Source organism: Sphingomonas sp. Xoc002 (assembly GCF_050408055.1).
Taxonomy (GTDB): domain Bacteria; phylum Pseudomonadota; class Alphaproteobacteria; order Sphingomonadales; family Sphingomonadaceae; genus Sphingomonas; species Sphingomonas yabuuchiae.
On record NZ_CP191175.1, the window covers coordinates 3,836,184 to 3,850,501 of the forward strand.

Sequence of the window (14,318 nt, forward strand, 5' to 3'; positions counted from 1 at the left end):
TGGGGGCAATTACCGCAACACCTGCCGCGCCAGCGCCCCGCAGGCCGCATTCTGCGCCTTCGGCCCGGTATCGCCGGTGATCGCGCGGCCGATCGACTTGAAGATATTGCCGACCGACTTCACCTCCTTCGGGATTACCAGATCGGGCTTTTGCAGCGTGCCCGTTACCGTCGCCGCGCCCGCCAGCCTCAGCGTCGCCCCCTGTTTCGGCGCGCCGATCAGCCGCAGCGCCAGTCGTTCGTCGGGGAAATGGACCGTCCCCGTCCCGTCCAGCCGACTGCGCGAGGTGTCGACGATCAGCGGATCGGCGCGGCCCGTGCCGTTCGTCATGTCCACCCCCAGCACCAGGCAGCGCAGGGTCGCCTTGCCGCTGTCGCCCATGAATGCCGCGCCCGCGTCGAAGCCCAGCGCCGTCGCATAACGATCGGGCAAGGTCCCGTTGGCGACGACCAGCCCGATACGGCCATCCGCGCGCCCGATCGCCGCGCGCACCGTCTCTCCCACGCCCACCAGCTTCGCGCGCGCGCCGACATGGCCGGTGATCCGTGTCTCGCCCGACAGCGACAACACGCTCGCCCCGCGCAGCCGCAGGTCGACCGAAAGTTTCGGCACCTTCGCCCCGTTCCGCTGGTCGATCACCGCCTGGCCCGTCACCACGCCTTCGCGCAAGGACATGCGGATGTCGCCGATGGTCAGCAACTGATGGTCCATCGTCATCCGCCCGGCCAGCCCGGTGATCGGTGAGGGACCTTGTGCGCTGACCACCCGGCCGACCTTGAAGCGGATCGTGCCGTCGGTCGTGTCGATCTTGCCGATATCGATCCGCGTATTGGGCACCAGTCGCGGTCCGATCCGGCGTTCGAGCGCGGCGGCCTCGGCACGCCCTTGCGCCGAGGACAGATCGTCGAAATCGAGCTGCCCCGCCGTCACCTCGCCGTCCAGCCGCGTGCGGCCTTCTTTCTTGTCGACGGTCAGCCGCCCGGTCAGGTCGGAACGGCCGATGCGTCCCTTCAGATCGGTGATCGTCCAGCGCGGGCGTTCGTGGCGGACATGCGCGGTCAGCTGGACCGGCCGGGTCTGGAACAGCCCCGCCTCGATCACCGCATCGATCCGCTTTAGGTCGTCGGCCTTCGCCGTCAGGTCCAGCGTCATCGCATCGGTGTCGAGTGGCCGATCCATCGTGCCGACCGCCTTCATCACCAGCTGCTCGCCGGTGATGTCGGCGGTGAAGGGCCAGCGGCCGGGCTTCACCGCCGCGCCGGCAAAGGCGATGCGGACGGGCGCACCGCGCACCCTGCCCTCACCCTCGGCCCGCACGCCGCGATCCGGGTCGGCGGCGACCTTCAGCACCGCCTGCCGATCCTCCTTGGCGTCGCGGTAGCTGACCACGCCATCGGTGACGGTCAGCCCCTGCAGATCGGTCGCGCTGCCGCCTTCCTCGGGTTCGCCGGGGCGTGACCAGTTGGTGCGGCCCTGCTTGTCGCGGACCAGCGCCAGGCGAAGCCCGGACACGCGGATATCCTCCGGGACGAAAGCACCGCGCAGCAACGGCCAGACCGAAAAGCGGATTTCCGCCCGCTTCACCGCCGCGAAATCACCCCGACCGGCCCAACCGGCCTGCGGAATCTTCAGGTCTTCGACCGCGATGGTCGGATGAAAGCCGATGCCGTCGACCCGGTGGACCGACCCGATCGTCACCGGCCGCCCGAACCGCTCGGTCGCCGCGCGACATACCGCGTCGCGCAGGAGCCCCCAGGGAAACACCGCCAGGATCAGGAGGAAAAGCAGGGGCAACCCGATCAGCAGCGCCACCACGCCCCGCGTCCAGCGCGGCCATCCCCTATCCTGTATCATGATGATGGGACGCGCGACCGGGGGCTTCGTTCCGCCTGCGTCAGGATCGCCACGCACGATTATTGCCCCGACGCGCGTCCTACCCTAGATATGGCGAAATCCGTATTCGGGAGCCCTCACGTTGGTCCTCATCCTTCAGATCCTTCAGATTCTGCTCAATGTCGTCTGGTGGATCATCATCGTGCAGGCGATCCTGTCCTGGCTGATCGCGTTCAACGTCATCAACACCTCGAATGATTTCATCCGGTCGGTCTGGTACGCGCTGCAGAAGATGACCGATCCGCTCTATCGCCCGATCCGGCGCATCCTGCCCGATTTCGGCGCGCTCGACCTGTCGCCGATGGTCGTGCTGCTGGCGGTCATCATCCTGGGCAAGATCCTGGACACCGCGATCGCCAATGCGATGTACGGGGGCGCGGTCGTCGTCGGCTGATGCCCGCCTGGGGCCCCTGCGATGACGGTATCCGGATCGCGGTCCGGGTCACACCGCGTGGCGGTCGCGATGCGCTGAGTGCGGGCACGGAAGAGCATTTCGCCGCGCGCCTGTCGGCACCGCCGGTCGACGGCGCGGCCAATGCGGCGCTGATCCCGCTGGTCGCCAAGCATTTCGGGGTGCCCAAGCGCGCGGTCAGCATCGTCGCGGGTGATACGGCGCGATTGAAGCGTCTGCATGTCGCCGGAGACCCGCACATACTGGCGCGTATCGCCCAGGCGCTTTATGGCGATCGGCCATGACTAGCGCCACGATCATCGACGGCAAGGCGTTCGCCGCCGGCCTCCGCACCCGCATCGCCACCCAGGTAGCCACGTTTCGCGAACAGGCAGGCCGCGCGCCCGGCCTGGCGGTCGTGCTGGTCGGCGAGGACCCCGCCTCCAGCGTCTATGTCCGCTCCAAGGGCAAGGCGACGCGCGAGGCGGGCATGGAGAGCATCGAGCACCGCCTGCCCGTCGATACCGACCAGGCGACGTTGCTGGCGCTCGTTGAGCAGCTCAACCAAGACCCGACCGTCGACGGCATCCTCGTCCAGTTGCCGCTGCCGGGCCAGATCGACGCGCAGGCGGTGATCCAGGCGATCGATCCCGACAAGGACGTCGACGGTTTCCACCCCGTCAACGCCGGACGGCTGGCGACGGGCAGCGAGGGCTTCGTGCCCTGCACCCCGCTCGGTTGCCTGATGCTGCTCAAGAGCATTCACCCCAGCCTGTCGGGCATGGATGCGGTGGTCGTCGGCCGCTCCAACATCGTCGGCAAGCCGATGGCGCAGCTGCTGCTCGGCGAAAGCTGCACCGTGACGGTCGCGCACAGCCGCACCCGTAATCTCGCCGAGGTGATCGGTCGCGCCGATATCGTCGTGGCGGCGGTGGGTGTTCCCGGCCTAGTCAAGGGCGCGTGGATCAAGCCCGGCGCGAGCGTCATCGACGTCGGCATCAACCGCACCGAGACGGGTCTGGTCGGCGATGTCGAATATGACACGGCGGCGCAGCGTGCGGGCGCGATCACCCCGGTGCCGGGCGGCGTCGGGCCGATGACGATCGCGGTCCTGCTGCGCAACACCCTGGTCTCGGCGGGACGGCGCGAGGGCGTCGCGATCGACCAGACGGCGCTGTAAGGCCGTGCTCGAACTCTATATCTCCTCGCTGATCACCTTCTTCGTGGTGATCGATCCGCCGGGTTGCGCGCCCATTTATGCGGGCCTCTCGGCGGGGGCGACGCCGCAGCATCGCCGCGCGATGGCGATCCGTGCGGTCATGGTCGCCTCGGTCATCCTGTTCGTCTTCGCCCTGTTCGGCGAGGCGCTGCTGCATGGCCTGGGCATCGAGATGGCGGCGTTCCGCATCGCGGGCGGCATCATGCTGTTCCTGATCGCGCTGGAGATGGTGTTCGAGAAGCGTACCCAGCGCCGCGAGGACCGCGCGGCCAAGGTCGCGGACGATCCGCACGAGGCGGAGGATGTATCGATCTTCCCCATGGCGATGCCGATGATCGCCGGGCCGGGTTCGATCGCGACCGTCATGCTGTTGATGAGCCGCAATTCGGGGCTCCAGGCCTCGATCGTGGTGCTGGGCGCGATGGTGTCGATCCTGCTGCTGACCCTGATCGCGCTGCTGGCGGCGGGGCCGTTGATGCGGCTGCTGGGCGCCAAGATCGAGGCGGTGATCACCCGCGTGCTGGGCGTGCTGCTCGCCGCGCTGGCGGTTCAGTTCGTGATCGACGGGGTGACCGCCAGCCTGAAATGATCCCCCTCCCCATGCCGGGAGGATCGGGACCTTCCCTTTCCCACAGTCCCGCGCGACACTCGCGGGCATGATCGGTCGTCATCTTCGCATCACCGGGCGCGTCCAGGGCGTCGGATATCGTTACTGGCTCCTCGGACGCGCGACGGCCTCGGGGCTGACCGGCTGGGTTCGCAACCGTATGGACGGCACGGTCGAGGCGGTGGTGCAGGGGCCGGAGGACGCGGTGGCACGGATCGTGGCCGAAGCCGAATCAGGACCGCCCGCTGCGCGAGTCGATCGGGTCGAGACGATCGTGCAGGTCATCGACCCCATGCTGACCCGATTCGAGCAGCGGCCGACATGCTGATCGCCCTACTCCTCGCCCAGGCCGCCGATCCGGCCATCACGCGGCGGGTCGAGTCGGTCCTGGCCCGCGCGCCGATCGTCGACGGGCATAACGATCTGCCCTGGGAGTTGCGGGACTCCGACCTTTCGCCCGAGTCTCCCTCGCTCGCGACCGGCACCGCCGCCCTGCCCCATCCGCTTCAGACCGATCTGCCCCGCCTCGAACGCGGCGGGGTCGGCGGGCAATTCTGGTCGGTCTGGATTCCCGCCGATGTCACCGGCCCGCGCGCGGTCGAAATGACGCTGGAACAGATCGACCGTGTCCACCGCCTGGTCGCCGCCCATCCGGCCCGGCTCACGATGGCGCGCACCGCCGAAGATGTCCGCCGGGTCGCGCGCGCGGGCGGGGTTGCCTCGCTGATCGGGGTCGAGGGCGGGCATCAGATCGACGGGCGCTTGTCGGTGTTGCGCCAGTACAAGGCGCTGGGCGTCGCCTATCTGACGCTGACCCATGGCCGCAGCATGGCCTGGGCCGATTCCTCGACCGATGCCCCCATCGCCAACGGGCTCAGCCCCTTTGGCCGCGCGGTGGTGGCCGAGATGAACCGGATCGGCATGATCGTCGATGTCGCGCATGTCTCCGACGCGACGATGGCGGCGGTGCTGGAGACCAGCCGGGCGCCCGTCATCGCCTCACACTCCGATGCCCGCGCCTTGGCGGATGCGCCGCGCAACATTCCCGACGCGCTGCTCCGCCGGATCGGCGCGGGCGGCGGGGTGGTGATGGTCAATTGCTATCCCGCCTTCCTGTCGAGCGAATGGCGGGCCTGGGATGCCGGCCGCACCGCCTATGCCAAGTCGGTCGGCGTGGTCGCCAACATCTATGGCCCGCGCGCGCCAGCGCCGTTGATTGCCTGGGACGCCAGCCACCCCGCCCCGCGCGTGACGGCGGCGATGGTCGCCGATCATATCGAGCATATCGCCCGCGTGGCGGGACGCGGGGCGGTGGGCCTTGGCGGCGATTATGACGGGATCAACGGCACCGGGCCGGAGGGGATGACCGGGGTGGACGGCTATCCGCTGGTGCTGGCCGAACTGGTCCGGCGCGGTTGGAGCGATGCGGACCTGATGGCCCTGACCAGCGGCAATATCCTGCGCGTGATGGAACGGGTCGAGGCGGTGGCGCAAAGCCTCAGTGCGACAGCACCGGGCGATTCGATCGATCCGCTGGCGCGCTAGTCCCACCGAAACGCATCGCGATCAGCCAGATCACGAACCCGCCCAGCGCCAGCCCGCATCCGACATAGCCGGTCGAGGTCCACCCCAACCCGTTGGCGATGGCCAGCCCGCCCGCCCAGGGACCGATGGCATTGGCCGTGTTGAACGCCGAATGGTTGAGCGCGGCCGCGAGCCCCTGCCCCTCACCCGCCACGTCCATCAGACGCGTCTGGAGCACGGTGCCCAATGCCCCGCCCAGCCCGATCGCAAAGACGATGGGCAGGATCGTCCACAGGCTGCCCGCCGCCAGCGGATAGAGCGCCAGCATCGCCGCCGACCAGAGCAGCAAGCCCCCGGCGGTCGGCATCAGTGCGCGGTCGGCGAAACGCGGGACCACGATATTGCCGATCGTCATGCCCAGCCCGAACACCGCCAGCACCAGCGGGATCATCGCGGTCGACGCGCCCGTCACTTCGGTCAGCGTCGCCGCCAGATAGGTATAGACCGCAAACATGCCGCCAAAGCCGATCGCCCCGATGGCGAGCGTCAGCCAGACCTGCCCCTTGCTCAGCGCGTCGAGTTCGCGACGGATGCTCGCGCCCTCGTCGGGCCGGTCGTGCGGCGCGGCGATGGCGACCAGCGTCGCGGTCAGCAGCGCCAGCGCCGCGACGACGCCGAACACCCAGCGCCAGTTGAGCCATTGCCCCAGCATCTGCGCCAGCGGCACGCCGATCACGGTCGCGACCGTCAGGCCCAACATGATCCGTCCGACCGCCACCGTCCGCCGCGACTCCGGGACGAGCGAGGCCGCGACCAGCGCCGCGATCCCGAAATAGGCGCCGTGCGGCAGCCCGCTGAGGAAGCGGAAGAACAGCATCCAGTGATAATCGGGCGCCATCGCCGACAGGCCGTTGCCCAATGCGAACATCAGCATCAACGCGATCAGCAGCGTGCGCCGCGCCAGCTTGGCCGACAGCACCGCCAGCAGCGGCGCGCCCACCACCACGCCCAGCGCATAGGCGCTGATGACATGTCCCGCCGTCGGCGCATCGATGCCGAGGCCGCGCGCCAGATCGGGCTCCAGGCTCATCGCGGCGAATTCGGTCGTGCCGATCGCAAAGCCGCCCACCGCCAGCGCGGTATGGACGATGCCGGGGGGAAATGTCCGGGCCATGGGAAATCCTTTCGCGACCCCATATGTTGCACCGCAGCAGAAGGTGCAACCACCCGCCGGTCCGACACACTGATTTCGCGGGATAAAAAGCGAAACACACGCCTTAACCGCAGAGGCACTCAAGCCAAAATGGCCAATCACGCCGCTATTGATTGCCCCATTTCGGACAGGCACAATGATCATCGGCAACGGGGGAAGCCGAATGGGGGAGGTCACGACGATCGTCGAAGTCGTCGCGCGGGAACTGTTGTTGTTCGCGGCCGTCGGATTGTTGGTCGGGGGCCTGGATGATCTTCTGGTCGATCTGCTCTATGTCATACGACGACTGATAAAGGGCCCCGCCACGCCGATCCGCAGCTATGCGCTGCCCCGACCCGAACAGCCGGGACGCATGATCGTCTTCACCCCGGCCTGGGACGAGGCCGCGGTGATCGGCGCGATGCTGTCCACCGCGCTCGCGCGTTTCCGGCATCCCGATTATCGTATCTATGTCGGGCTTTACCCCAATGACCCGGCCACCATCGCGGCGGCGGCCGATATGGCCGAACGCGACGACCGGGTCCGTCTGGTCATCGGCGCGCGCGATGGCCCGACCACCAAGGCCGATTGCCTCAACACGCTTTGGCACGCACTCCAGCACGACATCGCGGTAGAGGGGTTTCGGGCAAAGGCGATCGTCCTGCACGATGCCGAGGATGTCGTGCATCCGGACGAGCTGGCGGTCTTCGACTCGCTGATCGAGGAGCGGGCGGTGGTGCAGTTGCCGGTCCTGCCGCTGGTCGTACCGGGATCGCGCCTGGTGTCCGGCCACTATGCCGACGAGTTCGCCGAAAGCCACATCAAGCAGCTGGTCGTCCGCACCTGGATCGGGGCGGGCATGCCGCTGGCGGGCACCGGCTGCGCGCTGTCGCCAGCCATGCTGGGCCGAATCGCCGCGTCGCGCGGGGGCGATCCGTTCGATGCGACCAGCCTGACCGAGGATTACGAACTGGGCCTGCGCATCGCCGAGCTGGGCGGCGAGGGACTGTTCGCGCGGGTCGCGGACGGGACGCGGGGCGGCGTGGTGGCGGTCCGTGCCTATTTCCCGGCGACCCTGGTGGCCGCCGTTCGGCAAAAGGCCCGGTGGATGACCGGTATCGCGCTGATCGGCTGGGATCGCACCGGTTGGGGGCGGGCATTGGCGATGGGGGATCATTGGTGGCGCTTACGCGATCGGCGGGGGCCGATCGCGATGCTGGTGCTGGCGGCGGCCTATCTGGGCATGACCGCCGATGCGCTGGCCGTGTCGATCCACTGGATCGCCGGCACGCCCCTGCCGCCGGTCGATCCGGGTCTTCGCATCCTGTTCGGGGTCAACGCGCTGCTGCTGGCATGGCGGCTGGCCGTCCGCATGACGTTCACCGGCCGCGCCTATGGCTGGCGCGAAGCCCTCTGGTCGTTGCCGCGATTCGTCATCGGCAATTTCGTGGCGCTGGCGGCGATCCCCCGCGCCCTGATCCGTTATATCCATGTGCTGCGCGGCGGCGTGCCCGCCTGGGACAAGACGAGCCACCACTTTCCCGACCTGTCGCCGCAGTCATGAGCGGACGCCCCTTGCGATTCCTGGGCGGCGTCGTCGGGCTGTGGACGCTGGGCCGCATCGCCTTTCTGCTGCCCTCCCACCCGGCCGTCGAGAGGACGATGACGCCCGTCAAGCGTACCGCGCCGCGCGCGGCCCTGATCGCGACTCATGATCCGGCCCGGCATCAACCCGAGACACGGCTCGCACGATTCGGGATTACGCATGCACCGCGATCGACGCCCTCGGTTCAGGGTCCCGCTCGATCCTCCCCGACCCCCGCCGCGCAAGCACCGATCTCGGACATGTCGATCACGGCATCGGCACCGTCCGTCCCACCGCTGTTGCCGCGTGTCGCTTTGCCCACACCTCCCGCCCCGCCGCGACGGTGGAGCGCCAGCCTATGGGCCGTCATTCGCGAAGGCGGCCAGACGCTGCTGCCCGGTGGCCAACTGGGCGGGACGCAAGGCGGCATCCGCCTGTTGCGGAGACTCGATTCGCGGGGCGACGTGGCCGCCAGCCTGCGCCTGTCCGCGCCCGCGGAGGGAATCGGTCGCGAGATGGCGGTCGGGGTCGATTGGCGACCGCTTCGCCATGTGCCGATACGCTTGCTGGTCGAACAGCGGCTGGCGCTCGATGCCGGACAGGATGCGCCCGCCGCGCTGGTCGTGGGCGGGATCGGTCCCCGTTCCGTCGCCCCCGGCATCGTCCTGACCGGCTATGCCCAGGCCGGGGCGGTGGCCCGCGCGCGGATCGAGCCCTTCGCGGACGGTGCGGTTCGGGCCAGCACGCCGCTGACGCCCGCCCTCGACCTGGGGCTGGCGCTATGGGGCGGGGCGCAGCGGAATGCGCAGCGTCTGGATATCGGGCCGACCTTGGGCATCGCCCTGCCCGTCGCGGATCGCCGCGTTCGCCTGTCGCTCGACTGGCGGCAGCGGGTGGCGGGGCGCGCCGCTCCCGATTCCGGCCCCGCACTGACGCTGGCGGGCGATTTCTGACGCTTCGACACTGTTCGGAAAGGCGGGCGCGTCTATAACGCGGCCGTGGACCTCTATCTTCCGATCGCCAACCTGTCGGTCAATGCGCTCGTCATCATCGCGCTGGGGGCGGGTGTGGGCCTGTTGTCGGGGATGTTCGGGGTCGGCGGCGGGTTCCTGACCACGCCGCTGTTGATCGTCTACGGCATTCCGCCGACCGTCGCCGCCGCCTCGGCCGCCAGCCAGGTGACGGGGGCCAGCGTCTCGGGCGTGTCGGCGCATTGGCGGCGCGGCGGGGTGGACGTGAAGATGGGCGGCGTGCTGGTCGCGGGCGGCATCGTCGGATCGTTCGCGGGCGCCTGGATCTTCCGCCTCCTCCAGGCGAGCGGGCAGATCGATACGGTCATCGCCATCGTCTATGTGCTGATGTTGGGGTGGATCGGATCGGTCATGGCGCGCGAGGCGGCCGGGGCGATCCTGGCGCAGCGGCGCGGGCGGCCGCAAAAAGCGGCACGGCGGCGGCATCATCCGCTGGTCGCAGCCCTGCCCTTCCGCACCCGTTTCTATGCCTCGGGCCTGTACATCTCGCCGCTCGCCCCGCTGATGCTGGGATTCTTCACCGGCATCCTGACCATCCTGCTGGGCGTCGGCGGCGGGTTCATTCTGGTCCCGGCGATGATCTATATCCTGGGCATGGCGACCAATGTCGTGCTCGGCACCTCGCTGTTCCAGACATTGTTCGTCACCGCAGCCGCGACGATGGTCCATGCCACGACCACCAAGGCCGTCGATATCGTGCTGGCCGGGCTGCTCCTGATCGGATCGGTGACGGGGGCACAGGTCGGCGCGAAGCTCGCCACCAATGCCAAGCCCGAATATCTGCGCCTCGCGCTGGCGGTCATCGTCCTGCTGGTGGGCTTGCGCATCCTCCTGGGGCTGGTGTGGCGGCCCGAGGAAATCTTCACGGTGCAGCCCCTGTGACGCGCCCTGTGAGACGCGCCGCCGTCACGCTGGCACTGCTGTCGCCGCTGTTGATGGCGCAGGCCAAGCCGGTGCTGGTCCCCGACGTGTCGCAGCGCGATATCCAGATCGCCTACAGCTTCACCGGCGCGGAACTGCTGCTGTTCGGCGCGATCCTCTATCCCGGCGGCCGCCCGCCCAGCGACGACCGGCCGACCGACATCGTCGTCGTGGTCAAGGGGCCGACCCAGTCGATCCTGATCCGCGAGAAGGAGAAGATCGCCGGTCTCTGGGTCAATGCCGGGCGCCTGCGCTATCAGTCGGCGCCGTCCTTCTACGCCATCGCCTCGTCGCGTCCCATCGAGCGGATCGTCGATGATCGCACCCGCGCCATCTACGAACTCGGGCTCGACAGCCTGCAACTCTCGCCCGCCTCCGCCGCGCCCGCCAATGTCCAGGCGCGGTTCCAGCAGGGGCTGGTCGACCAACGCCGCCGCAGCGGCCTGTATGTCGAGGCGCCACGCGCCGTCGAGATCACCGACGACGTGCTCTACCGCGCCCGCGTCACCATCCCTGCGCGCGTGCCGGTGGGGCGCTTCACCGCCGAGACCTTCCTGATCCGCGACGGCCGCGTGCTGGCCGCCGCCGTGCGCGACATCGATATCCGCAAATCGGGGTTCGAGCGTTTCGTGGCACGTGCCGCCGACCGCGCGGCCATCCCCTACGGCCTGACGGCGGTGGCGCTGTCGATCCTGCTCGGCTGGACCGCGGGCTGGATCGCCCGGCGGGTATAAGAATCGGGAAATCTTAAGATTTCCATCCTAGTGTCGGCATCCTCCCATTCCAGATGACGGCGCCTCCCCATGTCCTCCCATCCGTCCGCCGATTCCCATGCCGCAATCGATACGCCGGTCATCGGCTGGCTGCTCGCCATCGCCGGATCATCGGGGCGGATCGTGCTCGACCGCCAGGCGGTGGCTGCGCTGGCGGAGGCCGCCGATCCGGTGCTGGCCGCTGCCGGACAGGTGGCGATGCCGGTCAAGGTCAAGCGCGGCGACCGCTGGATCATCGGCACGATCCGCTCGCTCGCGCTCGACCCCGCCAGCGACGCCGCCGCGCTGACGACCGAGATCGACCTGATGGGGGAAGGGATGCGCCAGCCCGAGACGGGCGCGCTGTACGGCTTTCGGCGCGGCGTCACCTCCTATCCCATGCCCGGCGCGACGATCCATGCGATCACCAATGACGAGCTGGCGGGCATCCACCTCAACCGTGCCCAGACGACGGTGACGATCGGCACCGTCCACCCCGCCCGCACCGTACCCGCGACGCTGGCGGTCGACGCATTGTTGGGGCGGCATTTCGCCATCCTGGGGTCGACCGGCACCGGCAAGTCCACCGCGACGGCAATGATCCTGCATCGCATCTGCGAGCGCGCGCCGCTGGGCCATATCGTCATGATCGACCCGCATGGCGAATATGCCCGTGCCTTTCGCGACACCGGCAGCATCCATGACGTCGGCAATCTGCGCATGCCCTATTGGCTGATGAACTTCGCCGAGCATTGCGAGATCCTGCTCTCGGCCAGCGGCGAACAGCGCCAGCACGACGCCGATGTCCTCGCCAAGTGCCTGCTCGCCGCGCGCATGCGCAACCGCGCCGCCGCCGAGCTGCCGCGCGTCACCGTCGACACGCCCATCCCCTATCTGCTGTCCGACCTGACCGCGCAGCTGGGCCAGGAAATGAGCAAGCTGGAGCGGGTCGGCGACATCGCCCCCTATCAGCGGATCAAGTCCAAGATCGAGGAGATCAAGAGCGATCCCCGCTATGCCTTCATGTTCTCAGGCATGCTGGTCGCCGATACGATGACCGACTTCCTCGCGCGCATCCTGCGGATGCCGGGGGACGGGCGGCCGATCTCGATCATCGACGTCTCCGGCGTGCCGTCGGACGTGACCAGCAGCGTCGTCGCGGTGCTGGCGCGGATGATCTTCGACCATGCGATCTGGACCCATCCCGCCGAGCGTCGCCCCGTCCTGATGGTCTGCGAGGAGGCGCATCGCTACATCCCCGCGCAGGCCGAACAGACGTCGGCGGTCGGCCGCATCCTGTCGCGCATCGCCAAGGAGGGACGCAAATATGGCGTCTCGCTGGGCCTAGTGACGCAGCGCCCGTCCGACCTGGCCGAAGGCGTGCTGTCGCAATGCGGCACCATCATCGCGATGCGTCTGAACAACGAGCGCGATCAGGCGATGGTGCGCTCGGCGATGCCCGAGGGCGGGCGCGGCCTGCTCGACACCATTTCGGCGCTGCGCAACCGCGAGGCGATCCTGTGCGGCGAGGCCGTCAGCTTCCCGATGCGCGCCAGCCTGGACAATCTGGCCGAGGACAAATGCCCGGCGTCCAGCGACATGACGATCACCGCGCTCTGGGCGAACCCGTCGGGGGGCAACCGGGTGCTGACCGAGACGGTCGGCCGCTGGCGCGCGGCGGGGAAATAGCTCACCCTTCCCCTCTCCGTTCAGCCTGAGCGAAGGGGGGCGTTCAGCGCCCGGGCTTGACCGCCAGCAGCGCCTGTACCTCGCGGCGGAAGCTGCGCAGCTTCGCACCCGACAGCACCGCCATGCTCGCCAGCTTCAGCGTGCGCGGGTTCACCACCGCGCCGTTCTTCCACACTTCCCAGTGGAGGTGCGGGCCGGTCGACATGCCGGTCGAGCCGACATAGCCGATCACCTGCCCCTGTTTTACATGCGCGCCCGAACGGACGGCGAAGCGGCTCATATGGCCATAGCCGCTGGCGACCCCGCCCGAATGCGCCAGCTTGACGAAATTGCCGTATCCGCCCGAGCGACCGGCGAACTGGACGACCCCGTCCATCATCGCATGGATCGGCGTGCCATAGGGCGCACCGATATCGGTGCCCTTGTGCATCCGCATCAGGCCCAGGATCGGGTGGACCCGCTTGCCATAGGACGAGGTCACGCGCCCGGCGACCGGCATCCCCATCGCACCGCGCTTTTCGCTCTGGCCGTTCACGTCATACCATTGGCCGTCCTCGTCATCGGCCAGCCGCGCCAGCTGCACCTTGCGTCCGCCATGATCGAGCCCGGCGAGCAGCAGCTTGCCGAGCCGGGTCTCCCCGGTCGCGGCGCGCTCGCGCTCGATGATCAGGTCGAAACTGTCCGAACGCTTCACGTCGCGGCCGACCGACATGCGCGACGCCAGCGCCTTGATATAGGCCTCGACCACCTTGGCGGGGGCCCCCGCCGCGCGGACCGATCGGTACAGGCTCGATCCCGCCAGTCCTTGCAGGCGGAGCGGCGTGCGGTCGATCGCGATCGGCGCCTGCGTCATCTCGAACCCCTGCGGCGTGCGGGTCAGCGTGACCGCCAGGTCGAAGCGCGCGCGCAGCTTCATCGTCTCCAGCGGTCGCGCGACCGATCGGCTCGGTCGCCGTCCCAGGATCAGCGCGATGCGCGTGCCCGACGGGATCGCCTTGCCCTCCGTCACCGGCTCGATCAGGGCGGCGGCGGCGCGCGCCTGGTCCCGGGACACGCCCGCGCGTTGCAGCACGCGGTCGAGACGGTCGCCCGAACCGATGGTGGCGGACAATTCCATCATCGGCCGCTCGGGCGCTTCGGCCAGATGCATGACGAGTTCGTTGGCGGCCAGCCGTTGCCCGCTGTCCGCACCCAGCGCCAGCGGTGCGATGGCCTGCGCCCGTTCATGGCTTCGCGCCTCGCCGGTCAGGGGTGCGGGGGCCTGCCCGACGATGGGACGGTGAAAGCCCGGTGCCATGGCGATGGTCGCGGCACAGAGCGCCGAACAGGTCGCCAGCCCCCGCCACCAGTCGCGGCTGCCGATCTGTGTTCCCAGATCGGGCACCCAGTCGATCTCGCGGGCGGCGGCGCGCCACCGCGCGAGGCGTCCCATGGGCGGCGGGGCCACGCGGCCGATGGGGCGCGTGGCGGTTCCCCCGGACAGGATCAGGGCTTCGTCGGTGGCAAGGAACATG

At 68.9% G+C, this 14,318-nt stretch carries 14 protein-coding genes; 11 read left to right on the top strand and 3 right to left on the bottom strand.

The window, feature by feature from the left end:
* Nucleotides 1-9: 9 nt before the first annotated feature.
* Nucleotides 10-1,854, bottom strand: a complete 1,845-nt coding sequence (locus tag ACQR50_RS17655; RefSeq protein WP_428969299.1) for an AsmA family protein — start codon at nucleotides 1,852-1,854, stop codon at nucleotides 10-12.
* A 121-nt stretch (nucleotides 1,855-1,975) separates the two neighbouring features.
* On the opposite strand from ACQR50_RS17655, the gene ACQR50_RS17660 reads away from it, so the two are divergent.
* From ACQR50_RS17660 to ACQR50_RS17685, 6 genes are all read left to right on the top strand, one after another.
* On the top strand, nucleotides 1,976-2,287 hold the full coding sequence (locus ACQR50_RS17660) for a YggT family protein (RefSeq protein WP_056438920.1): 312 nt from the start codon (nucleotides 1,976-1,978) through the stop codon (nucleotides 2,285-2,287).
* Nucleotides 2,287-2,589 (top strand): DUF167 domain-containing protein, encoded by a 303-nt coding sequence (locus ACQR50_RS17665; protein WP_428969300.1) that lies wholly within the window; start codon nucleotides 2,287-2,289, stop codon nucleotides 2,587-2,589. The genes ACQR50_RS17660 and ACQR50_RS17665 overlap by 1 nt, the downstream gene beginning before the upstream one ends.
* Nucleotides 2,586-3,464 carry a bifunctional methylenetetrahydrofolate dehydrogenase/methenyltetrahydrofolate cyclohydrolase FolD gene (gene folD / locus ACQR50_RS17670; RefSeq protein ID WP_428969301.1) on the top strand — a complete coding sequence of 293 codons (879 nt, stop codon included), beginning with the start codon at nucleotides 2,586-2,588 and terminating at the stop codon, nucleotides 3,462-3,464. The genes ACQR50_RS17665 and folD overlap by 4 nt, the downstream gene beginning before the upstream one ends.
* A 4-nt stretch (nucleotides 3,465-3,468) precedes the next feature.
* On the top strand, nucleotides 3,469-4,092 hold the full coding sequence (locus ACQR50_RS17675; protein WP_428969302.1) for a MarC family protein: 624 nt from the start codon (nucleotides 3,469-3,471) through the stop codon (nucleotides 4,090-4,092).
* A 67-nt stretch (nucleotides 4,093-4,159) separates the two neighbouring features.
* Nucleotides 4,160-4,438, top strand: a complete 279-nt coding sequence (locus ACQR50_RS17680; RefSeq protein WP_428969303.1) for an acylphosphatase — start codon at nucleotides 4,160-4,162, stop codon at nucleotides 4,436-4,438.
* On the top strand, nucleotides 4,432-5,655 hold the full coding sequence (locus ACQR50_RS17685) for a dipeptidase (protein ID WP_428969304.1): 1,224 nt from the start codon (nucleotides 4,432-4,434) through the stop codon (nucleotides 5,653-5,655). The genes ACQR50_RS17680 and ACQR50_RS17685 overlap by 7 nt, the downstream gene beginning before the upstream one ends.
* Here ACQR50_RS17685 and ACQR50_RS17690 read toward each other — a convergent pair.
* On the bottom strand, nucleotides 5,609-6,808 hold the full coding sequence (locus tag ACQR50_RS17690; RefSeq protein WP_428969305.1) for an MFS transporter: 1,200 nt from the start codon (nucleotides 6,806-6,808) through the stop codon (nucleotides 5,609-5,611). The two genes, ACQR50_RS17685 and ACQR50_RS17690, sit on opposite strands and share 47 nt — an antisense overlap.
* A gap of 202 nt (nucleotides 6,809-7,010) precedes the next feature.
* Here ACQR50_RS17690 and ACQR50_RS17695 point away from each other — a divergent pair, with 202 nt between their 5' ends.
* The 5 genes from ACQR50_RS17695 to ACQR50_RS17715 all read left to right on the top strand — a co-directional run bounded on the left by ACQR50_RS17695 (nucleotide 7,011) and on the right by ACQR50_RS17715 (nucleotide 12,804).
* Complete coding sequence (locus ACQR50_RS17695; protein WP_428969306.1) at nucleotides 7,011-8,390, top strand: glycosyl transferase family protein; 1,380 nt, start codon at nucleotides 7,011-7,013, stop codon at nucleotides 8,388-8,390.
* Complete coding sequence (locus ACQR50_RS17700) at nucleotides 8,387-9,364, top strand: hypothetical protein (RefSeq protein ID WP_428969307.1); 978 nt, start codon at nucleotides 8,387-8,389, stop codon at nucleotides 9,362-9,364. Before ACQR50_RS17695 ends, ACQR50_RS17700 begins: the two co-directional genes overlap by 4 nt.
* A 45-nt stretch (nucleotides 9,365-9,409) precedes the next feature.
* A complete protein-coding gene (locus ACQR50_RS17705; protein ID WP_428969308.1) occupies nucleotides 9,410-10,324 on the top strand; it encodes a sulfite exporter TauE/SafE family protein in 915 nt (304 codons plus the stop codon).
* Between the two features lie 53 nt (nucleotides 10,325-10,377).
* Nucleotides 10,378-11,097 (top strand): TIGR02186 family protein, encoded by a 720-nt coding sequence (locus tag ACQR50_RS17710; protein WP_221238927.1) that lies wholly within the window; start codon nucleotides 10,378-10,380, stop codon nucleotides 11,095-11,097.
* 69 nt (nucleotides 11,098-11,166) lie between these two features.
* Entirely contained in the window at nucleotides 11,167-12,804 is a 1,638-nt protein-coding gene (locus tag ACQR50_RS17715) for an ATP-binding protein (protein ID WP_428969309.1), read from the top strand.
* A gap of 43 nt (nucleotides 12,805-12,847) precedes the next feature.
* On the opposite strand, the gene ACQR50_RS17720 is transcribed toward ACQR50_RS17715, so the two are convergent.
* Nucleotides 12,848-14,317 carry a M23 family metallopeptidase gene (locus tag ACQR50_RS17720; protein ID WP_428969310.1) on the bottom strand — a complete coding sequence of 490 codons (1,470 nt, stop codon included), beginning with the start codon at nucleotides 14,315-14,317 and terminating at the stop codon, nucleotides 12,848-12,850.
* Nucleotide 14,318: the final 1 nt, after the last annotated feature.